At 60.1% G+C, this 21,208-nt stretch carries 15 protein-coding genes; 5 read left to right on the top strand and 10 right to left on the bottom strand.

Features of this window, described 5'->3' with window-relative positions:
- Nucleotides 1-6: 6 nt before the first annotated feature.
- Complete coding sequence (gene metR, locus KHO07_RS23390) at nucleotides 7-924, bottom strand: transcriptional regulator MetR (protein ID WP_056855241.1); 918 nt, start codon at nucleotides 922-924, stop codon at nucleotides 7-9.
- Between the two features lie 110 nt (nucleotides 925-1,034).
- On the opposite strand from metR, the gene metE reads away from it, so the two are divergent.
- A complete protein-coding gene (gene metE / locus KHO07_RS23385) occupies nucleotides 1,035-3,347 on the top strand; it encodes a 5-methyltetrahydropteroyltriglutamate--homocysteine S-methyltransferase (RefSeq protein ID WP_212625663.1) in 2,313 nt (770 codons plus the stop codon).
- A gap of 109 nt (nucleotides 3,348-3,456) precedes the next feature.
- Here metE and KHO07_RS23380 read toward each other — a convergent pair whose 3' ends face one another.
- Nucleotides 3,457-8,688 (bottom strand): DUF6543 domain-containing protein, encoded by a 5,232-nt coding sequence (locus KHO07_RS23380; protein ID WP_212625662.1) that lies wholly within the window; start codon nucleotides 8,686-8,688, stop codon nucleotides 3,457-3,459.
- A 194-nt stretch (nucleotides 8,689-8,882) separates the two neighbouring features.
- Between KHO07_RS23380 and KHO07_RS23375 the strand changes: the two genes are divergently transcribed.
- The 3 genes from KHO07_RS23375 to KHO07_RS23365 all read left to right on the top strand — a co-directional run bounded on the left by KHO07_RS23375 (nucleotide 8,883) and on the right by KHO07_RS23365 (nucleotide 11,630).
- Nucleotides 8,883-9,914: an alpha/beta hydrolase gene (locus tag KHO07_RS23375; protein WP_212625661.1), complete on the top strand. Its 1,032-nt coding sequence runs from the start codon at nucleotides 8,883-8,885 to the stop codon at nucleotides 9,912-9,914.
- 115 nt (nucleotides 9,915-10,029) lie between these two features.
- Nucleotides 10,030-10,725 carry a hypothetical protein gene (locus tag KHO07_RS23370; protein ID WP_075946681.1) on the top strand — a complete coding sequence of 232 codons (696 nt, stop codon included), beginning with the start codon at nucleotides 10,030-10,032 and terminating at the stop codon, nucleotides 10,723-10,725.
- The gene (locus tag KHO07_RS23365; protein ID WP_212625660.1) at nucleotides 10,722-11,630 is read left to right on the top strand and encodes a hypothetical protein; all 909 of its coding nucleotides are present in this window, start codon (nucleotides 10,722-10,724) and stop codon (nucleotides 11,628-11,630) included. The genes KHO07_RS23370 and KHO07_RS23365 overlap by 4 nt, the downstream gene beginning before the upstream one ends.
- A gap of 105 nt (nucleotides 11,631-11,735) precedes the next feature.
- Here the strand turns inward: KHO07_RS23365 and KHO07_RS23360 are convergent, their stop codons facing one another.
- The 7 genes from KHO07_RS23360 to KHO07_RS23330 form a co-directional block, all read right to left on the bottom strand.
- On the bottom strand, nucleotides 11,736-13,016 hold the full coding sequence (locus tag KHO07_RS23360) for a sigma-54 dependent transcriptional regulator (RefSeq protein ID WP_244858322.1): 1,281 nt from the start codon (nucleotides 13,014-13,016) through the stop codon (nucleotides 11,736-11,738).
- Between the two features lie 44 nt (nucleotides 13,017-13,060).
- On the bottom strand, nucleotides 13,061-14,956 hold the full coding sequence (locus tag KHO07_RS23355; protein ID WP_212625659.1) for an ATP-binding protein: 1,896 nt from the start codon (nucleotides 14,954-14,956) through the stop codon (nucleotides 13,061-13,063).
- A 158-nt stretch (nucleotides 14,957-15,114) separates the two neighbouring features.
- On the bottom strand, nucleotides 15,115-15,849 hold the full coding sequence (locus KHO07_RS23350; RefSeq protein ID WP_007975082.1) for an amino acid ABC transporter ATP-binding protein: 735 nt from the start codon (nucleotides 15,847-15,849) through the stop codon (nucleotides 15,115-15,117).
- On the bottom strand, nucleotides 15,846-16,517 hold the full coding sequence (locus tag KHO07_RS23345; RefSeq protein ID WP_150732050.1) for an ABC transporter permease subunit: 672 nt from the start codon (nucleotides 16,515-16,517) through the stop codon (nucleotides 15,846-15,848). Before KHO07_RS23345 ends, KHO07_RS23350 begins: the two co-directional genes overlap by 4 nt.
- On the bottom strand, nucleotides 16,517-17,263 hold the full coding sequence (locus KHO07_RS23340; RefSeq protein ID WP_075946686.1) for an amino acid ABC transporter permease: 747 nt from the start codon (nucleotides 17,261-17,263) through the stop codon (nucleotides 16,517-16,519). Before KHO07_RS23340 ends, KHO07_RS23345 begins: the two co-directional genes overlap by 1 nt.
- A gap of 192 nt (nucleotides 17,264-17,455) precedes the next feature.
- Entirely contained in the window at nucleotides 17,456-18,370 is a 915-nt protein-coding gene (locus tag KHO07_RS23335; RefSeq protein WP_150732051.1) for a glutamate/aspartate ABC transporter substrate-binding protein, read from the bottom strand.
- A 276-nt stretch (nucleotides 18,371-18,646) separates the two neighbouring features.
- Entirely contained in the window at nucleotides 18,647-20,272 is a 1,626-nt protein-coding gene (locus KHO07_RS23330; RefSeq protein ID WP_150732052.1) for a glucan biosynthesis protein D, read from the bottom strand.
- A 415-nt stretch (nucleotides 20,273-20,687) separates the two neighbouring features.
- Between KHO07_RS23330 and KHO07_RS23325 the strand changes: the two genes are divergently transcribed.
- Nucleotides 20,688-20,873, top strand: coding sequence for a hypothetical protein (locus KHO07_RS23325; protein ID WP_075946689.1), 186 nt, complete (start codon nucleotides 20,688-20,690; stop codon nucleotides 20,871-20,873).
- 48 nt (nucleotides 20,874-20,921) lie between these two features.
- On the opposite strand, the gene KHO07_RS23320 is transcribed toward KHO07_RS23325, so the two are convergent.
- Nucleotides 20,922-21,122 carry a type II toxin-antitoxin system RelE/ParE family toxin gene (locus KHO07_RS23320; protein ID WP_212625658.1) on the bottom strand — a complete coding sequence of 67 codons (201 nt, stop codon included), beginning with the start codon at nucleotides 21,120-21,122 and terminating at the stop codon, nucleotides 20,922-20,924.
- Nucleotides 21,123-21,208 lie beyond the last annotated feature (86 nt).

Below are 21,208 nucleotides of genomic sequence, written 5' to 3'. Positions count from 1 at the left end.
CAGGATTCAACGAACGGCGCTGACCCCGTCCAGGGTCGAGAACGACGTGTCTTTCGCCGTCAGCAAGAAGTCACGCATGTACGGCGCATCCAGCATGTCCGCCCGAATGGCCGCATATAGCGTCGCGAACAGACCTTTCTCGCCCAGGCGCTTGGCCTTCACATAACCCCGTGAGCTGTATTCGTGCAGCGCCCAATGGGGCATGCCGCATACACCGCGTCCGCTCGCCACCAGTTGCATCATCATCACCGTCAGTTCCGACGTGCGGACCTGGGCCGGTTCGACGTCGGCGGGTTCAAGGAAGCGGGTGAAGATGTCGAGGCGATCCCTTTCCACCGGATAGGTAATCAAGGTTTCCGTCAGCAAATCTTCCGGGACGATGTAGGCCTTGCTCGCCAGTTTGTGCTGGTTGGCCACGGCGAGCATCGCTTCGTAAGTGAACAGCGGCACATAGGTAATGCCAACCAGATCCACCGGATCGGACGTCACCACCAGGTCCAGGTCGCCACGGGCCAAGGCTGGCAAGGGTGCGAAAGAGAAACCCGACGCCAGGTCCAGCTCGACCTCCGGCCAGGCATCGCGGAACTGGTCGATGGTCGGCATCAGCCACTGGAAGCAGCTGTGGCATTCGATGGCCATGTGCAAACGCCCGGCGGTGCCGCCGGCCAGTCGCGCAATGTCGCGCTCGGCGGCGCGCAGCAGCGGCAGGGTGGCGTCGGCCAGTTGCAGCAGGCGCAAACCGGCGCTGGTGAAGCGCACCGGTTTGGTCTTGCGCACGAACAGCGGCATGCCCATGCGCTCTTCCAGCTCCTTGAACTGGTGGGACAGCGCCGATTGGGTCAGGTGCAAGCGGTCGGCTGCATCCACCAGGCTGTCGGCTTCGCGCAAGGCGTGCAGGGTCTTGAGGTGACGGATTTCAAGCACCGTGGGGCTCCATGAGGAAAACTTGTGATCAACACGAAAAGGTTGAGTTTGTCTCATGTTGCCCTGGCTGTCGACAATAGCGCCATCTTTTACACAGGAGCACCTTCGACATGGCCGTGGCCCACACCCTTGGTTTCCCGCGCATCGGCGCCGACCGCGAACTGAAAAAAGCCCTCGAAGCCTACTGGAAGGGTGACATCGATCCGCGCGCACTCAACAGCGTCGGTCGCCAGTTGCGCGCTACCCACTGGCAGTTGCAGAAGGATGCCGGCATCGACCTGCTGCCGGTCGGCGACTTCGCCTGGTACGACCAGGTGCTGACCCACTCCCTGACCTTTGGGGTAATCCCCGAGCGTTTCGACAACACCAAGGATGAGCGCGGCCTGCCGACCCTCGACACGCTGTTCGCCATGGCCCGTGGCGCCACCGCAACCTGCTGCGGCGGTGAACACAGCCAGGCGCAATACGCGCAAGAATTGACCAAATGGTTCGACACCAACTACCACTACCTGGTCCCGGAATTCACGGCACATCAAACATTCAAGCTGAGCTGGGAACAGCTGTTCGACGAGGTCGACGAAGCCAAGGCGCTGGGCCATACCGTCAAACCGGTGATCATCGGCCCTTTGACTTACCTGTGGCTGGGCAAGGCGAAAGGCAACGACTTCGACAAGCTCGACCTGCTGGAACGCCTGTTGCCGATCTACGGCGAGATCCTCGGCCGTCTTGCTGCACAGGGCGTGGAGTGGGTGCAGATCGACGAACCGATCCTGACCCTCGACCTGCCGCAGGAATGGAAAAACGCCTTCGAGCGCGCTTACCACATCCTCCAATATTCACCGCTGAAGAAACTGCTGGCGACCTACTTCAGCGGCCTGCAAGACAACCTCGGCCTGGCCGTCGGCCTGCCGGTGCAAGGCCTGCACATCGATGCGGTGCGTGCGCCCGACCAGTTGCTGCACGTGCTCGATCGCCTGCCGATCTACAAGATTCTTTCGGTAGGGCTGGTTAACGGGCGCAACGTCTGGCGCTGTGAGCTGGAGCCAGTGCTGGCACAACTGCAATTTGCCCAGGAACGTTTTGGCGACAATCTGTGGGTCAGCAGTTCCTGTTCGCTGCTGCACAGCCCGGTGGATCTGGAGCGCGAAGACAAGCTCGACCCGGAACTGAAAAGCTGGCTGGCATTTGCCGTGCAAAAGTGTGGGGAAATCGCGGTACTGCGCGATGCCTTGAACGATCCGCAAGCGCCCAAGGTGCAAGCGGCCCTGGCCGAAAGTCGCGCCATTCAAGTCAGCCGCGCCGAGTCGCCACGCATCCACAAAACTGCAGTGCAGGCACGTATCGCGGCGATTGGCCCCCACCACAGCCAACGTCATTCGCCGTTTGCCAAGCGCATCGAGCAGCAGCGTGCCAGGCTGAAACTGCCGACATTCCCGACCACCACCATCGGCTCGTTTCCGCAGACCGGTTCGATTCGCCTGGCGCGTCAGGCGTACAAGCAAGGCAAGTTGTCGGCCAACGATTACACCGACGCCATGCACCACGAAATCCGCCATGCCGTGCAGATTCAGGAACGCTTGGGGCTGGACGTGCTGGTGCACGGCGAAGCCGAACGCAACGACATGGTCGAGTACTTCGCCGAGCAGCTGGACGGTTATGCCTTCACCCGTTTCGGCTGGGTACAGAGCTACGGTTCGCGCTGCGTGAAACCGGCGATCATCTATGGCGACCTGAGTCGCCCGAAAGCCATGACTGTCGACTGGATCAGCTATGCGCAGGGCCAGACCGACAAGGTCATGAAAGGCATGCTCACCGGTCCCGTGACCATGCTGATGTGGTCGTTCCCGCGTGAAGACGTGTCGCGCAAAGTCCAGGCGCAACAGCTGGCTTTGGCTCTGCGCGACGAAGTGCTGGATCTGGAAGCCGCCGGTATCAAGATCGTACAGATCGACGAAGCTGCATTCCGCGAAGGCCTGCCGCTGCGTCGGGCGCAATGGCAGGAATACCTGGATTGGGCGGTGGAGGCGTTCCGTTTGAGCGCCAGTGGTGTGCGGGACGAAACCCAGATCCACACCCACATGTGCTACAGCGAATTCAACGACGTGATCGAGGCTATCGCGGCGATGGATGCCGACGTCATCACCATCGAAACCTCGCGTTCGGACATGGAGCTGCTGGAAGCTTTCAAGGCGTTCGACTACCCGAACGACATCGGCCCGGGTGTCTACGACATCCACTCGCCACGGGTGCCGGACACGGCCGAGATGGTCAAGTTGATGGTAAAAGCCGTGCAGCGCATTCCGGCCGAGCGCTTGTGGGTCAACCCCGATTGCGGCCTGAAAACCCGCGCCTGGCCAGAGACCGAAGCGGCGTTGGTGAACATGGTGGCGGCGGCGCGGCAGTTGCGCAGTCAACTGGCCTGACCGCCGCTCCACCTGTAGGAGCCGGCTTGCTGGCGTTAGCGCGGGTACAGTCGACACAAATGTCGCCTGACAAAACGCCATCGCCAGCAAGCCGGCTCCTGCAAGGTGTTCAGAGCTCGGAAAAGTGTTTGGTACCCATGGGTTTGCCGATGTCGCCGCGCCAGATCGGCTGCACGTGGGCAGCACTTCCGGCCTGCGCTTGCTGCCACTGCAAACCGAGGTTGCGTTGTTCCGGCAGTTTCAGATGCGCTTTGACGAAGTCGTTGAACCCAGGCTTGGCCGAGGTGTAATGAAAGTGCGCATACCACAAGGTTCGCGCCGGCTCTCGGGTCAGATCGCGCACTTCATATTCCTGCAGAAAGTCCCGGCGTCCATCCGGGCGCTTGCCTATATCCCGCAGTCCGCCTTCCTTGCGAATGTCCACCGCCCGTTGTTCCAGTAGATAGTCCAGATATCCCTCGGTCGGGGTTTTGCTGTTCACGGTCTGGTCTATTCGTAGCGTGCGGCCGGCGCTGGACAGCTCATCGGCACGATTGCGCAATTGCAGCACCACCGGTTCCGAGGACGACAACCGTTCGATGGCCTGGGCACGCATCTTCAATTCCGTGGCTTCGCTGCCCATCATGTGTTCAAGGTCGACCGGCAGCATGTCCTGCCGAGCGTAGCCTTCGACCTTGCTTTTGTAGGCGTCCACCCTGCCGAGCCTGGTCTTGGCCTCCACCAGCAACGGGGTGATATCGGTGGCGAGCTCCGTTGATGCCGTACTCACGGGTTCGCTGAGGTGATATTTACCGCTGGCGGAGCGGGGTAACCAGGTTTCCGTGTGGCCATCGACCCCTTCGATGGTGAAGCGCTTTTGCCGGGTCACGGCATCTGTGCTGGCAACGCCGATGAGCCATTGGTTGTCCTCGGTCTCGAACAGATGTTTCCCGGCGTTTCCCGCTTTTACTGTGGTGGAGGGGCGTGTCTTGATGGCATGGCGAGCGAACTCTTCGATTTTTGCCAGGTCGTCGAGAAACGCGGTCACTTGCTCCAGATCCAGGTGCTGGGGATAACCCAGCGACCAGGCGCCGAGATTGCGGCGAAACTCGGTGTATGTCGCCAGGCAGTCTTCAAGCACTTTGTTGCGTTGGCTAAAAGTGGCGCGCACTTCAGGCAAGTGATGTTGCGTCAGCATGGCGCGTCCGACCTTCATCCGGGCCTGTTTCAACTGTACGTGAAAGTAGACCCAGGACTGGTCGTTGACGGCGCTGTAGTGAGTGATGATCTCCAGTTCATGCGCCGCTTTGAGGTAGTGGTGATTGGCATCGCTGAACTTCTCGTTAACGAGGGTCATGTCTTGGGTCATCTTGGCTTTTTGCGCGCGATTGGTGATTCGGCTATTCCATCGATTGGCGTCTGCGACGTACGTATGAAGCTGGTCAAAGTCCTTGATAAAAGCTTTTCGTATCTCTGTCCGTTGCGCCATCAGTTGCACGTGTGCCGCTGTATCGCTGTAGGGCGTAGCGTCCGATCGGGCAACCAGTTGACCGATACGGTCCATATGCTCTACCAGACGCTCCTTGACCAGGCCGATGCGCCGCACCGTGCGCTGGGCGATGATCCAGGCGCAGCGACTTTGAAAGTCTTCGATCTGCACGCGCTTTCGGCCATGGCTGAACAGCATCAATTCTTCAAGGTTCAGGTATTGGGCCTGTGCAAGGTCGATGTCGTTCACGCAGGCGATGTCTGCGTTGGCTCTAAGGGGCTGGCGCTGGTTGGGTTCGAGGTTGAAATAGTGCTCCAGGGTGGCGTTGGAGCTGCGGGTCTGGCTTTCGAGTCGTCGCAGGTAAGCCTCGGCCGTATTGGTCAAGGTCAATTGCCGGCGCAAGGCCCGATCCGTCCACCAGCGCGGCAGCATTCGCCGAATGGCGGCGGGCCACAGCGGGTCCAGGCCGTCGGCCATGTGCCCGAGCACTGCACCGCCGCCGACACCGCCACCGGCAGTGACCGTGCCGTATACCGCGTAGTGGGTGTTCCAGTGGCCGGCCTCGTCGAGGGCGACAGGTTGTCGGTAAGTTCGTGCGCGCGTTGTGCTTAACCGCCATTGCGGCGGATTCGGGGTCCATTCGATGCGGTAGAGGCGTCCCTGGCTGAGCATGAAGTCGCCGTCGGCGTGTCGATATACGTTGCGATAAATGCCTTCGGTGCCCGGTTGCAGGCCGGCGAGGGAAATCTCGTGTTCGTACTCATAGCCCTTGAAGCGTTCCAGAGTGCGCCGGGCCTGCCGTGGCGTCGAGGTCTGCAAACCGCCCGGGACTTTAGCCGCGCTTTTCAACTGGCGCAGGCGCGTAAGTGAGCGTGCACCGCCGGAAGTGGCGGCGACGGCGGGAAGAATGTCCATCGCCGCATCAATCAAGGACAGCAACACCGCTTCCACTTCGGCCAGGCCATGGCCGACCTCACCGCGCAGAAAAGCAGCGACCGCCAGGTTGGCACTGTTCCAGGCGTCATAGAGCGCAATGGCGCTGCCAACGAAGGGCACCATCCCCAGCGCCATTTTCAGGTAGTTGAACATCGCGCCGGATTGCAACGCGACACCCTCCAGGTACAACGCGTCGTTAGAGCGCGATGTCGTCCTGTGTGCCTCCAGCAATCGGCCCATATGCACATTGAGCAAGTGTGCGGCCAGGGAGGTGGTTGCAGGCCAGGCTGTGCCCGTGCCGATGATCGCGTCGAAATTTTTCAGCAACGCCTGATTGATCCGGCTGACGTGACGGGCGAAATCCCCGGACAAGGCACGTCCGGCCAGGTAGTTGATCATGTTTGTGTGCAGGCACAGGTTGTACAGCGCCTTGCGCGCGTCTTCCAGGTTGTCGTACTGGCGCAGAAACACCCCGTCGGGGCTGTCGGGAAGATAGAGCAGGGTCAAGCCGTTGATCTGCTCCTCGATGAACGTGACGCCGGCCAGGGTGGTCGGCCCCTGATGTTGTGTGTCCTCACCGCCCACGGTCAGGTGTGCGGGCAGTAGCACGATGCGTTTGCCGTTGGCGGTGTAAGCTTCGCGACTGTTGGCGTCGATGGCGATTTCCAGCACTTGCTGGCCGTCAGCTTTGATGTCTCGTTGCAACAGAGCGAACTCGCCTTGCAGTTTGAGCATCAGGCGCCAGGGTTCGCTCAGGCATTCCCGACGGTATGCGCGGCTGAACGCAGGTTCGCCCGGCGGGCCGAGGAACGTCTCGCGGATCAGCGTTTCATATTTCCCGGCCAGGTCCAGCTCGGTGACCCATTTGCGCAGCCAGGTTTCGCTGATGCCGGTTTTCAGGTTTTCGCGTTCTGTTTCATCGCCGCCGCTGACTTCGACCTCCATCAACGACAATCGCCACCACATCGCCTGGTCGATATTGCTTTGCGCCAGTTCGGCGAGCGACAGCTTGCTCCGCTGCGCGCTGGGGATCAGCGTATTACGCTGAGGGGTCCCCGGTGCAGCGCCCTCAATCAGCACTTTGCGCCAGGTCGTGGAGTCGGGGACATCCAGCAGCACCTCGACGTTTTGCGTGAGACTGAATTCCTGGCACAGGCGGGCGTCGATGACCTTTTGGCTGAATGCGCCACGGGGAGGAAGTTCGCGTTCAAGCAACGCGTGGGAGCGCTTCATCGCAGCGATATACGACGTGAACAACGCTTTAATCTGATCGCGATGAGTCTGCGGTAATGAGGCAAGCCAGGCCGGCAATTGACCTGCCAGGGCGCCGCTGTGGTTTTGCTCGACGATGTGCGCGTAAGCCCGTTCTCGGGCCGTGGCGATGGGCACGGTCAGACGGGCGAGGGCTTGTTCGCGCAGGCCGTCCAGTTTCGCCGCGCGTTGGCTGGCATGAGAGGGGACAGGGTTGTCAGTCATCAGCTGCGACACCTCTTGTATACAGGCGTAGAGCTGCATTTGCAGCGATTCTTCGAACGGGTTGCCACTCAGTGCCAAGAGTTGCAGTGCCTGCGTGGTGTCGTTGGCCGCGAGTTTGAACAATGACTGTTCCAGGGCCTGGCGAGAGGCGAACCGTTGCAGGCCGCCGAATTGCCCAGGCCAATAAAGCAACAGGCTGTGGGGCGAGGACTGCAGCAACGTCGATGGATGGGTAAACAGCAACACACCGGCCAGTTCCTGGCTTTGAGTCCGGGTGGTTTGCCCTTCGGTCTCGGTCGCCGACAGCATCACCCGGGCGACGACCACATCGGCCGGGCGGGGCTGGTCGGGAGCATCCAGCACGGACTTGAGCCATTGGTACTCATCACGGCTGATCTGCTTCAGGCTCAATTGCAGTTCGGCCTCCGCGCGCAGACCGGACAGGCGTGCCTGGTAGAGGGCGCGGTAATGCGGGTTCGACTGATGACGCAACTCCAGCATCTGCTGCGCCGTGTTGGTGTGCAGAAGTGCCGTCGCGGCGACGTTGCTGTCTTGCTCGGCGGCGGTGAGTGCGTCGAGTTGCTGTTGCAGTCGTTGCAGGCGCTGATCTTTGTGATCGCCTTGAAAGTCGTGGCCGAGCAGGTCCTCCAGTGCAGATTGTTGTTGCGTCAACGTGCTGAGCCGAATGCCCAGTGGAATGTCGGGGCTCAGTTGGCCGAAGAGCGCAGGACTTTCGAACGCGTCTGTTTCCGGCAGGTCGGGGGGCAAGGCAAAAACCATTTCGTTGCGCCGTCGATCCGCCGGAAGGCTGGACAATCGTGTCAGCAGGGATTCAGCACTCTGCTCCAGCTCAGGAGCGTCAAGCGCGACGAAACCGACGGTGATGGCGTCCGTCGCAAGCCGGGGTTGGCCGAGCAACTGCGGCTGCTGTTCGATGAGCCAGCGTTCCAGATCGTTACGGTTGTCAAAGCTCATCCAGGCGGGCGACGCAGACGGTACGTACAGCAACCGAGCGGCCGGTTGGTCCGCTTTCAGGGTAATGACCAGTGCGCCGGACAATTGTGTATACGCGCCACTGGCGCCTTTGAGTTGCACTTGTTCAACATCAACAGTTTGCTTGCGCGTTGCTGCGGGTACCGGATCGATGAGTGCCTGCAACGCTTGCATCTGTTCTACGTTGAGGCTGCCTTGGGCGAAGGCCAGCTGGCTAGACGCCTCGAAATGCTGTCGATACAGCCGAATGGCTTGTACCTTGCGCGAAACGTCAGTACCACGTGCGCGCGCCTGCCACCCATCCGCCGGGGATGACGACGGCGGGCTCTGTGCCATAAGGGCGAGCCACTGATCGTGGCAGTCATTCCAGCGCGCCGAGGCACTGAGCAAAAGGTTCAGATCCGCAGCGGGTTTCCAAACGTCGGCAAGGCCAAAGTCATCGGGGGTTGATGGACGTGAATCGAGCATGAGATGTATCTCCAATGGGCGGTCGAGCGGCCATTAGAGGTCAGCCGTCAAGAGGGCTGGCGGTACATAGTTATCGTGACGGGAGATGACCGCCCGGCACTCTTCATCAAACTGTCATGGAACTGTGGCAGCGCGCTTGAACAAACTTCATCAGACTCGCGCTCTACTGGGGTTCTGCGTTTCGGTGTTTCTTCATGCGTGTTTTCTTATCAAGCCTTGTATGTTTGGCCGCTATTGTGTTCGGCCTGCCGTCATTGGCGGCGTCTCGCTGCGATGTCAATGTTCCGACCGAACGGGTCGATCTGGATCAGGTGAGCCTGGCGTACCAGAGCATCGGTCGCGCGTCGGACCCGGCATTGCTGCTGGTGATGGGCCTGGGCGGGCAACTGATTCATTGGCCCGACGAGGTGGTGGTAGCGCTGTGTCAGCAGGGTTTTCGGGTGATCCGTTATGACAATCGCGATGTCGGCCTGTCGACCTGGCGGCAGGCGCCGCTTGAGGCCAACCTGACCTTCGAAGTGCTGCGCTACAAACTGGGTTTGCCGGTGTCGGCACCGTATTCGTTGACCGACATGGCGAGCGACGGCCTGGGCCTGATGGACGCGTTGCACATCGAGCAATTCCACGTGCTGGGCGCGAGCATGGGCGGGATGATCGCCCAGCATATGGCGGCCATGGCGCCGCAGCGGGTCGAGAGCCTGACCCTGATCATGACCACGTCCGGTGCCGAAGGTTTGCCGGCGCCAAGTGCGGCGCTGGTGCAATTGCTCTCGCGTCGCGGAGCGCTCAATCGCGAGGTCGCCCTGGAGCAGCAGGCCGACTTGCTGGCGGCGTTGGGCAGTCCGACAGTGACGGATGATCGCGAGGTCCTGCTGCATCAGGCGGCGCTGTCCTATGACCGGGCGTTCAATCCCGAAGGGGTGAAACGGCAGATCATGGCGATCCTCGCCGAGCCGAGTCGCGTGGCGCTGCTTAACCAATTGCGGGTCCCGGCGCTGGTGGTGCATGGCACCGCCGATCCGTTGTTGCCGGTGATGCATGGCGTGCACCTGGCGGCGCATTTGCGCGGCAGTCAGTTGAAGCTGATTCCAGGGCTGGCCCATCGTTTTCAGGAGGCGTTCAAGGCGCCGTTGCTGGCGGCGGTTCTGCCCTATTTGCGCGAACACCGCGAAGACACGTCCCATTGGGCGCAGATCGACCCGGTGGCCGACCACAACCTCCTTTAACGCACCGGCAGTCAGATGACAGGATCCTGTCGTCAAAAATATATCAATGTGCCACTATTGATTGCGCCGTCGCTGCCGATACAGGCAGCGACTTTCAATCATAGGGACTTGATCCATGCCATTCCACGCTCTACGCACCATCGCTGCACTCACATTGCTCGCCTGCCTGACCCTGACCGGCTGCGCCAACGTACAACCTCCCGTACCGCTCGACCAACAATTCTGGGATGCGAAGGAGCCGACCATCGGCGTCGCCATCAGCGAATTGCCGCCGCCGGTACTGGCCTTGACCGGTAATCAGGGGCTTCTCGATTACGCAATCAACGCGGGCGTCAACAGCAAGCTCAGCGACAACGTCAAAACCTGGCAAGTGCGCGATTTCGACACCCTGCCGGATGCCATCGTCGCCAAGTTGCAGGCCAAGGGTTACAAAGCCAAGCGCATCGACGACAAGATCGACCTGAAGGCCTACAAGGAAACCAAGTTCCGCGAAGGCTACACGATCAAAGACCTGACCCCGATGAAAGCCAAATACGGCGTCGATCGCCTGCTGCTGGTGTATGTCACGGCCACCGGTGCGACCCGCAGCTACTACAGCATCGTGCCCACCAGCGTGCCGATGGCGCAGGTCGGCGGGCAGGGCATGGTGGTTGATCTGGCCGACAACAAACTGCTGTGGTTCCAGCCATTTGCCGCGATCCAGGCCGCACAGGGCGAGTGGGACGAGCCGACCTACACCAACCTGTCCAACGCGTTCTACCAGGCTGTGGATAACAGCCGTCAGCAAATGATCACCCCGTTCGCCAAATGAAGCGCTCTATCGTAGCGGCCAGCGCGCTGGCCCTGCTGATGCTGGGTGGCTGCGCGCAGAAACCGGCTCCCGAGGCCGGTTTCAAGGATCAGGGCGCGTTGCCTTACGTTCAGGCACACGGGCTCAAGGTCGATGTGCAGGTGCCGCAAGCTTTCGTCGGGGCCAGCACCGTGATTGATAGCAAAGACGCGCTCAAGGCTGCGTCGTCGAGTCAGGCCTTGTTGCTCAACTCGGGCACCAGTGCCGGGTTGGCGGGCGTGTTGGTGGCCAGTCTGGTCAACACCCAGATGGGCAGCGGCACCTTGCAGCGTGATGCGGAAAAATCCGCCCTCAAGGACTCACGACCCATGGCGGATCTGCTCGCCGGCGTGCCCTTGCAGGAACGCTTGCAGCAACGCTATCAGCACGCCTCGCATGTGGCCGGGCTCAAGCAGGGCGAAGGTCAGGTCACGGCGCGTTTGTTGATCGAGCCGAAACTGATGCTGACCCCGGATCGCGGCAGCTTTGTGCTGGTCAATCAGGTCCAGGTCCAGGACATCGCCGGTTCGGCGCTGTACCGCATGCGCATCGAAGTGACCAGCCAGCCGATCCGTGGTTGCGGCAGCCAATGCATCGATGACGGCAGTCTCGAACTGGCAAAAGTCACTGCGGTGCTCGACGAGTGCATCGACGAATCCATGCGCGTTCTGGCCACGGACCTGATGCAACCGACTCCGCCACCGGCCGCGCAGGAAACCTTGCGTTATGTGATCGATGGTCAGCGTGTGGTCGAGCGTGGCTATCAATTGGCGAACAACGGTAATTACTGGCGTTATCGCAACCTCTATGGCGCGGTGAAGTCGGTGCCGGTGCCGTTTGAGGATGCGCTGACCCAGGCCCAGCTCGAGAACGTCTACGGACGCTAAACCTGCAGGCGCCGGCTTGCTGGCGATGGCGGTGTACCAGTCACATCAATGCTGACTGTGTAGTCGCTATCGCCAGCAAGCCGGCTCCTACAGGGTTTGCACTTCTCAGTGGCTCAACCCGTACTTCTTCACTTTGTCGAACAAGGTGGTCTTGGCCATGCCCAGTTCCTGGCTGGCCTGGGTCAGGTTGCCGCCGCTGCGCTGCAAGGCATCGCTCAACAGGTTGCGTTCGAACGCTTCTACCGCTTCGGCGAATGCCAGGCCTTGCGCACTCACGCCCGCGCCGGTTTTCTTGAACGCCGGCAGGCCGAGGGCAAAGCGCTCGGCGACGTTGCGCAGTTCGCGCACGTTGCCCGGCCAGTCGTGGCTCATCAGGTTCGAGACGGTCTGGTTATCCAGCTCCGGCGCGATCCGGTCAAAGCGCAGGGACGACTGCTGCAAGAAATATTCGAACAGTTGCAGGATGTCTTCGCGGCGTTCGCGCAACGGCGGCAGTTCCAGGGTCACCACGTTGAGGCGGTAATACAGGTCGCTGCGGAATTCGCCGGCCTTGCTCGATTCGACGAGGTCGGATTTAGTCGCCGCGATCACCCGGCAATCCACCGCCACGCTCTGGTTCGAGCCGAGGCGTTCAAGGGTGCGCTCCTGTAAAACCCGCAGCAGTTTGATCTGCAAGGGCAGGGGCATGCTTTCCACTTCGTCGAGGAACAGCGTGCCACCGTCGGCGTGTTCGATCTTGCCGATCCGCCGTTTGCCGGCGCCGGTGAAGGCGTTGGCCTCGTGGCCGAAAATTTCGCTTTCGAACAGATTCTCCGGCAGGCCGCCGCAGTTCAGCGCCACGAATTGCCTGGTGTGACGACGGCTGAAGTCATGCAGGCAGCGGGCGACCAGTTCCTTGCCAGTGCCGGTTTCGCCCTCGATCAGCACGTTGGCTGAAGTGTCGGCGACGTTGGCAATCAGTTCACGCAAGTTTTGCATCGCCGGCGAGCGACCGATGATCCGTCCTTCAAGGGAATCGCGTTCAGCCAGTTGCCGCCGCAACGACGACACTTCCCGCGCCAGGCTGCGTTGCTCCAGTGCGCGACGGGCCACATCCACCAGGCGTTCCGGGGAGAAGGGTTTCTCCATGAAGTCGTAGGCGCCTTTCTGCATCGCGCCGACGGCCATGGAGATGTCGCCGTGGCCGGTGATCAGCACCACCGGCAAACTGCGGTCACGCTCCTTGAGACGGCCCAGCAACTCCAGGCCATCGATGCCCGGCAGGCGAATGTCGCTGATGACGATGCCGGCAAAGTTGTCGCCGACCCGCTCCAGCGCTTCTTCGGCACTGCCCACGCCGATGCACGGAATGTCTTCCAGGGTCAGCGCCTGTTGGCAGCCGAGCAGTACATGGGGGTCGTCTTCGACGATCAATACACTAAGGTCGTTGTTCATATTGGCTCGGCGGGAGTGGGGCTTACCAACGGTAAACTGAGGACGAATGCGGTACCACCGCTGGCGGGGTGCTCAACACCCAAATGACCGCCGGTGGCGGCAGCCAGGCTGGCGGAAAGGGTCAGGCCAAGGCCCAGGCCTTGTTCGCCGGGTTTGGTGGTGAAGAAAGGTTCGAACAAATGCTTGCGCGCTTCGGCGTCGATGCCGTGGCCGTTGTCACGCACCCGCAGTCGATACTTGCCATCGAACGCTTCACCCTCAAGCCAAAGCTCGGGTTGCGGTTGCGCCTGCATCGCGTCGAGGGCGTTGCCGATCAGGTTGACCAGAATCTGTTCGAGGCGGGTCTGGTCGATTTGCACCTGTACCTCTTCGAAAAGGCGATGCAACTGCGTGTTTTTCATGCGTCCATCGAGCAACTGCAACGCCGCCTCCACACCTTTGCCCAGGCACGCCTGGCCCTTGTCGTCACCGCGCCGGGCGAAGGAGCGCAGGCTGGCGGTGATGCGGCCCATGCGGTCGATCAGTTCATTGATGGTTTTGAGGTTGGTACTGGCCACGTCGAGTTGGCCACGCTCCAAAAAGCGCACGGTATTCCCGGACAGCGTGCGCAGCGCCGCCAGTGGCTGGTTCAATTCGTGGGCGATGCTGGTGGACATCTGGCCAATGGCCGCGAGTTTTCCGGCCTGCACCAGTTCATCCTGGGCGTGGCGCAAGGTCTCTTCGGCATGACGTCGTTCGCGGATCTGGCCCTTGAGCCGTTCGTTGCTGGCGCGCAGGTCGACGGTGCGTTCGGTAATCCGACGCTCCAGTTGATTGTTGGCTTCCTGCAAGGCTTCCCGGGCTGCGAGGCGAGTGGCGATCACCTTGCGCCGCTCGTTCCAGGCAATCAACAGGAACGCCACGAGGGCAAACGCCACCGCCACCAGAATCCCCTGATTGATCGTTTCGCGGCGCAAGTCCTGCAGCGGCGTCAACAGGGTGAAGTTCCAGGGGGTATCGCTCAAAGGCCGGGTTTGCGACAGATAACTGATGTTTTCATCGTCGGAGACCAGTTCGCTGTTGGCCGGGAAGGTGAGTTTTTCCACGCCTTCGGACAGGGTTTCCCGGGCCAGCGGTTGCAGTTCGTTCAGCGGGAACCAGTAGTACTGCAGGCTGCGGGCCAGTTTCTCTTTGGTCTCATCACTTAGCGGCACCACGGATTTAAGGCGACGCGCCGGATCGCTGGAGAGAATGATGATGCCGTTCTCGTCGCTGACGAAGGCTTCCAGACGCGCCCGTTGCCAGCGTTCTTCCATGGCCTCGAGGCGAACCTTGACCACCGCGACGCCGATGATCTTGCCGTGTTCTTCCAGGCCATGGGCCAGGTAGTAGCCGGGTTCGCCGTTGGTGCTGCCGATGCCGTAGAAACGCCCGGGCTGACCGCGCACGGCGTTCTGGAAATAGGCGCGGAAGGACAGGTCTTCACCGAGGTAACTGTCGACATCGCGCCAGTTGCTGGTGGCCATGACACGACCGGTGGTGTCCATCACATAAATGGCCCGACTGCGGCTGCGCCGGTTCAGGCCTTCGAGGTAATCGTTGACCGTTTGCCGGTGTTCCGGCGACGGATCGGCCAGCAATCTGGAAACACTGGTCTCGAGTTCCAGCAGGCTGGGCAGGTAGGTGTATTTGCTGATTTCGCTTTCCACTGCACGGGCATGCAGTTCCAGCTGGCGCTGGCCGTTTTCGCTGAGGCTGCGAATGCCGTAATGCTCACTGACCCAGAAGCCGATGTAACCCAGTCCGATCATCAGCGCGATGATCAGCGGCGGCAGGAACAGATGGCGAATCAGACGGGGTTTCACGGCGAGTGATGGCGACGTGGCGCGGTAAAGTTCGGGGTCGCATTTCATCACAGATGCCTTGGGTCAACCACAACACAAATCTGAACTTTGCACCAATCCCTGTAGGAGCCGGCTTGCCGGCGATGGCGGTGTGCCTGACGACTGGGATGTCAGGTTGAGATCGCATCGCTGGCAAGCCAGCTCCTACAAGGGGACGGTGGTGGCTTTTAGTGCTGCAGAATCTTGTTGAGGAAGTGCTGCGTACGCTCGGCGCGGTGGCTGATGTCGCCGAAGAACTCTTCCTTCTTGCAGTCTTCGATGATCTTGCCGGCGTCCATGAAGATCACGCGGTCGGCCACTTTACGGGCGAAGCCCATTTCGTGGGTCACGCACATCATGGTCATCCCTTCGTGGGCCAGTTGCACCATCACGTCCAGCACTTCGTTGACCATTTCCGGGTCCAGCGCCGAGGTCGGTTCGTCGAACAGCATGACGATCGGGTCCATCGCCAGCGCACGGGCAATCGCCACACGCTGTTGCTGACCACCGGACAGTTGGCCCGGGTGCTTGTGGGCATGGGCCGAGAGACCTACACGCTCGAGCAATTGCAGGCCTTTCTTGGTGGCCTCTTCCTTGCTGCGGCCCAACACCTTGATCTGCGCGATGGTCAGGTTTTCGGTGATGGTCAGGTGCGGGAACAGCTCGAAGTGCTGAAACACCATGCCCACGCGCGAACGCAGTTTCGGCAGGTTGGTCTTCGGGTCGGCAATGGAGGTGCCATCAACCACGATGTCGCCTTTCTGGAACGGCTCCAGGGCGTTGACGCACTTGATCAGGGTCGACTTGCCGGAACCCGAGGGCCCGCACACCACGATCACTTCGCCTTTTTTGACCTCGGTGCTGCAGTCAGTCAGTACCTGGAAGTCCCCATACCACTTGTTGATGCTTTTGATAGAGATCATACGGCGAACCTTTTTTGCAGACGCTTGACCAGCAGCGAGGCGGAAAAGCTGATGATGAAGTACACGAGACCTGCGAAGATCAGGAACTCATTGGAGCGGCCAATGATGTCGCCACTGGCGCGCGAAGCATTGAGGAAGTCCACCAGGCCGACGGCGTAAACCAGCGAGGTGTCCTGAAACAGGATGATGCTCTGTTGCAGCAGCAACGGCGTCATCTTGCGGAACGCTTGCGGCAGGATGATCAAACGCATCATCTGGCCGTAAGTCATGCCCAGCGCCTGGGCAGCACCCATCTGGCCCTTGGGAATCGACTGCACACCGGCACGGACGATTTCGCAGAAGTACGCCGCTTCGAACATCATGAACGCCACGATGCATGAGGCGAACGCGCCGATCGGCGTGTCTTCACCGGTGATCCAGCGCAATACGAACGGCACCGCCAGGTAGAACCAGGTGATCACCAGCAGCAACGGGATCGAGCGGAAGTAGTTGACGTAGGCACCGGCAATGTTCGACAGCAGTTTGCTGTGGGACAGACGCATCAACGCCAGGATGGTGCCGAGGATGATCCCGCCGATGACGCCCAGCACCATCAATTGCAAGGTCATGACCATGCCGTTCCACAAACCCGGCAGGGACGGGATGATGCCCGAGAAGTCGAATTCCATCATTTACCCCCTACGGAAATCAGGCCCGGTACGGCGACTTTCTTCTCGACCATACGCATCAGCAACATCAGGCTCATGTTCAGGGTGAAGTAGATCAGCGTGGCCAGGGTGAAAGCTTCGAACAGGTTGGCGGAGAACTCGGCGGTCTGTTTGGTCTGCGCGAGCAATTCCATCAAACCGATCAGCGAGGCCACGGAGGTGTTCTTGAAGACGTTCAGGAATTCCGAGGTGAGCGGCGGAATGATGATCCGGTACGCCTGGGGCAGCAGCACGTTCCAGTAGATCTGCGGCAGCTTGAAACCCATGGCGCGGGCCGCGGATTCCTGGCCTTTTGGCAGGGCCTGGATACCGGTTCGCACTTGTTCGCAAACGCGGGCGGTGGTGAACAGGCCGAGGCAGACGACGACGCTGAGGAAGGCCGAGGTCGTCGGGTTCAGGTCCTGCTTGTACCACTCTTGCAGGTCTGCCGGCAGCAGGTCGGGTACCAGGAAGTACCAGATGAACAGCTGCACCAGCAGCGGCACGTTACGGAAGAGTTCGACGTAGCAGGTGGCGATGCCCGATACGATGCGGTTCGGCACGGTACGCATGACGCCCAGGATCGAGCCCAGTGTCAGGGCGATGATCCAGGCCGCGATGGCGATACCGATGGTCCAGGCCAGACCGGACACGTACCAGTCGAGATAGGTCTCGCTGCCCACGCCGGTGGACTTGAAGAACACGCTCCAGTCCCAGTTGTAATTCATTCGGGTCTCCCCTCAGATCGATCGATGTACAAGTACCCGCTTGGGGGAAGCTCCGTTCCCGCCCGACTTGAGAGTCAGGCACACGCGATCGGCTCGACAGCCACCGGTCCGAGTGTTTCCAAAAATGCCAGCAGGGAGTGACAACCTCCTGAAAGGGCAGCGGCCCTCTCAGGAGATAAGGTTAGTCAGAAATCAGGACTTCTTGTCGTCAGCCGCTTTATCGGTCGGATTGGCGATCAGAGCCTTGAGCTCGTCGCTCATCGGGAAGTTCAGGTTCAGGCCTTTAGGCGGGATTGGCGCCATGAACCATTTTTCGTAGATCTTGTTGATTTCGCCCGATGCGTAGGTGGCCTTGATGGCGTCATCCACAGCCTTTTTGAACGGCGCGTCGCCTTTGCGCACCATGCAGCCGTAGATTTCGTAGGACTGTGGAGTACCGGTTACGGCCCAGTCAGTGGCTTTCTTGGCTTTGGCGGCTTCACCGGCCAGAAGCGCGTCGTCCATCATGAAGGCCACGGCACGGCCGGTTTCCAGCATCTGGAAGGACTCGCCGTGGTCTTTGGCGGAAATGACGTTCATGCCCATTTGCTTGTCGGCGTTCATCGCCTTGAGGATGCGCTCGGACGTGGTGCCTGCGGTGGTCACGACGTTCTTGCCGGCCAGATCAGGGAAATCCTTGTACTTGGAATCTGCCTTGGACAGCAGGCGAGTACCGATTTCGAAGATGCCGACGGAGAAGTCAACTTGCTGCTGACGCTCGACGTTGTTGGTGGTGGAACCGCACTCGAGGTCCACGGTGCCGTTCTGCACCAGCGGGATACGCGTCTGCGAGGTGACCAGGTTGTATTTGACCTGAAGGTTCGGCATGTCCAGGTCTTTTTTCAGCGCTTCGACGACTTTCAGCTGGATGTCGTGGGAGTAGCCGACCGGTTTGCCGGAAGCGTCTGCGATATAGGAGAAAGGAATGGAAGCGTCACGATGCCCGAGGGTGATCACACCGGACTCTTTGATCTTCTTCAGGGTGCCGGTGAGTTCGGCGGCGAAAACTGGCGTGCTGATCAGAGCGGCAGCAATGGCTGCGCCCAGGATATGGGGAACGATGCGCATCAAATTTTCCTCGACATTGTTTTTTTTATGGAGCCAGTTGATCGGCCCTTTTGTGCTGCAAATGCCAGAGCGCTACTGAGAGTGCGCGCAAAGGACATCCGTCGAAGAAGTGTAGAGCATGACTCGTGCCAGACCAGTGCTTATTAGTTAATGTATTGATTTATAAGGGAATTAAACTTTTATTGCGTGAATATTGAAGCTGGAAAATCCGGTTATCCGAACCGACCCGGAGGTCGCGTTCGGAAAACCGAATGGTGGCAGGGTGCTACCTGCTGATCACGGATATTTGCGCTTGTCCGGCGCTGGCGGGAAGTACTGGTACAACCAGGTTTCACTCAGCGTGCGGTCGTTGGTACGGATGAACAGGCGCAGCTCGACGGGGGCGACGCTGTCATTGGTCGGGTACCAGTCGAACAGGATGCGGTAGCCCTTGATGTCATCGAGCTTGAGCACGCTGAAATCCTTGACCTCGCCGTTTGAACACGTGACCACCGGCTCGATACCCGTGCCTTCAGGCAAACGGTCCAGGCCGCCACCATTGAAGTCCACGGCAAAGCGCCGTGCCCAGACGGGCGGATAATGCTCGCCTGGCGCCCAGCCTTCGGTGAAGCCGCCCATGCCCGAACGTGTGGCGTGGACCCGCGCCAACGGCGTGCCCACGGGTGGCAACGCGCTCCAATAAAGCTTGTAGCCGTAGTTCAGCGAGTCGCCGGCGGCCACCGGTTTCTTCGGGGTCCAGAAGGCGACGATGTTGTCCATGGTTTCGCCGGTGGTAGGGATTTCCAGCAGATCGATCGAGCCTTCGCCCCACGACGTGGTCGGTTCGACCCACAGGCTCGGGCGGCGGCTGTACCAGTCGACGGTATCCTGATAGCTGGCGAATTCGTGATCGGTCTGCACCAGGCCGAAGCCTTTAGGGTCGGTGTCGGCGAAGGCGTTGAATTGCAGGGTGGCCGGGTTGTTCAGCGGGCGGCAGATCCACTCGCCGTTGCCGCGCCACATCGCCAGGCGATCGGAGTCGTGGATTTGCGGGTGGATGGTGTCGCACATCCGGCGTTCGTGGGTGCCGCAGCTGAACATGCTGGTCATTGGCGCGATGCCCAGTTGATCGATGGCGGTGCGTGCATTCACGTGGGCGTCGACTTCCATCACCACGCGCTCGGCCTGGCAGTCGATGTCGAAACGGTAGGCGCCGGTGGCGCTCGGCGAGTCGAGCAGGGCGTAGACCACGAAGCGGGTGCTGTCCTTGTTCGGCGTCTCGAACCAGAACTTGGTGAAGTCGGGGAATTCTTCACGCTTCTTGGCGTAGGTGTCGATCGCCAGACCACGGGCCGACAAGCCGTACTGACCGGTAGCGTCCACCGCACGGAAGTAGCTGGCGCCAAGGAAGGACACCACGTCGTGCTTGTCCAGCTCCGGCGCCTTGAACAGCTTGAAGCCGGAGAAACCCAGGTCGCCAGTCAGTTGCTTGGTATCGACCGTAGTGTTTTCGTAGTTGAACAGCGACGGGCGGAAATGCACTTCACGCGCCATGCGGGTCTTCGGATCGACGCTGTACATGCGCACCGGCTGCTTGAAACCCATGCCGACGTGGAAGAACTGCACGTCGAGCTGACCCTTGTTGTCTTTCCACAACGAATGCTCACCGTCGTAGCGGATCGCATTGAAGTTTTGCGGAGTCATGGTTGCCAGGGTCGGCGGCAGCACCTGTTTGGTGTCCTGATAGGGCTTGTTGGCCAACTGCCTGGCCTGCATTTTCAGCGCCTCGAAATCGAAGGCCCTGGCCTCACCGTCGGCGGTCTCAGGTGCAGCCCAGGCACGGGCGGCAAGCAGGCCGGTGGCGGACAAACCGGTGTAGGCCGCGATGGCCATGGAGGCTTTGAGCAAGTTCCTGCGGTGCATAAATACAACCTGTCGTGAACAATCCCGCGCCGTTCCTGGCACGTGCTGGATCAGAAATATCGGTTCGGACATGCCTTCGGCCAAACGCAACGGACTTTTAAACAGATGCCCGCTAGCTTAAACCGTTCGATAGCAGAGCAAAATTGATTGATGGCACCGCGCTAGTTCGGCAATGAAACAAGACATGTCGGGAAACAATTCCGACAGTGCTTTCTGATTTACAGGGCATTTCTGCTTTTTTCGACTAATTACTCTAAAAACCGCTTTTCAGCGCCCGGATTATTTCTATTCTGTGCACATGACCGGTTTATGCCCTTCGGGCCGGTGCGGTTCAGTTGGCACGTGGCGCTGCTGAAAAAGGGTGAGGGCGATGCGGTTTTTGAAGGTTTCTTTGACGTAGAGAAGGACATCGTCCATGTCGAAAGTACAAGGCATCACCGAAATACTGGGAATCTTTCCGTGCCTGGCCAGTGGGCGGCGAAGACGTCGATTGAATTCCGAAGAGATGAAGCTGGTGGAGCGCTATCGGGAACTGTCGGAGAGCGACCGTATTGCGATGAGGTATCTGGTGGATGCGATGAGGAGTGTTTCGCGGTTTTGAAGCAGGCGGGTATTCAGTCGCGGCAAGGTCGTCGCGGCTGAGTGCTTTCTACCCATCTTGCGAGCGCTCCATTCGCTGATGGAGCACTCGTAAAACTTGTATTGTTCCTTGAGAAAATCGGTAAGGAGCAATGAACGGATAACGATCAAGAATCAGCTCTCGTACATCCGGCATGACGGAAGGTCTGCCTGAGCCAGGAAACACTTCCAGCTGTTTGAAGGACTGCAAAATCGTCGAGATGATCTTCATGGCGGCGTCTGCGCCACGGTAGGATCGAAATAGGGAAGAGATGAGCTTTGAGGATGCATTGGCATGGCGTGTTTTCCGTTTTGGCT

The organism is Pseudomonas sp. PP3 (assembly GCF_905336995.1).
GTDB lineage: Bacteria > Pseudomonadota > Gammaproteobacteria > Pseudomonadales > Pseudomonadaceae > Aquipseudomonas > Aquipseudomonas reinekei.
Note: the sequence above shows the minus strand (reverse complement) of the source record. Positions and strands in the feature narration are given on the sequence as shown.

Coding starts and splice junctions, on each gene's coding strand:
- metE (WP_212625663.1), top strand. CDS start 1,035: ATGGCCGTGGCCCACACCCTTGGTTTCCCGCGCATCGGCGCCGACCGC.
- KHO07_RS23380 (WP_212625662.1), bottom strand. CDS start 8,688: ATGCTCGATTCACGTCCATCAACCCCCGATGACTTTGGCCTTGCCGAC.
- KHO07_RS23375 (WP_212625661.1), top strand. CDS start 8,883: ATGCGTGTTTTCTTATCAAGCCTTGTATGTTTGGCCGCTATTGTGTTC.
- KHO07_RS23370 (WP_075946681.1), top strand. CDS start 10,030: ATGCCATTCCACGCTCTACGCACCATCGCTGCACTCACATTGCTCGCC.
- KHO07_RS23365 (WP_212625660.1), top strand. CDS start 10,722: ATGAAGCGCTCTATCGTAGCGGCCAGCGCGCTGGCCCTGCTGATGCTG.
- KHO07_RS23355 (WP_212625659.1), bottom strand. CDS start 14,956: ATGAAATGCGACCCCGAACTTTACCGCGCCACGTCGCCATCACTCGCC.
- KHO07_RS23350 (WP_007975082.1), bottom strand. CDS start 15,849: ATGATCTCTATCAAAAGCATCAACAAGTGGTATGGGGACTTCCAGGTA.
- KHO07_RS23345 (WP_150732050.1), bottom strand. CDS start 16,517: ATGGAATTCGACTTCTCGGGCATCATCCCGTCCCTGCCGGGTTTGTGG.
- KHO07_RS23340 (WP_075946686.1), bottom strand. CDS start 17,263: ATGAATTACAACTGGGACTGGAGCGTGTTCTTCAAGTCCACCGGCGTG.
- KHO07_RS23335 (WP_150732051.1), bottom strand. CDS start 18,370: ATGCGCATCGTTCCCCATATCCTGGGCGCAGCCATTGCTGCCGCTCTG.
- KHO07_RS23330 (WP_150732052.1), bottom strand. CDS start 20,272: ATGCACCGCAGGAACTTGCTCAAAGCCTCCATGGCCATCGCGGCCTAC.
- KHO07_RS23325 (WP_075946689.1), top strand. CDS start 20,688: ATGTCGAAAGTACAAGGCATCACCGAAATACTGGGAATCTTTCCGTGC.
- KHO07_RS23320 (WP_212625658.1), bottom strand. CDS start 21,122: ATGAAGATCATCTCGACGATTTTGCAGTCCTTCAAACAGCTGGAAGTG.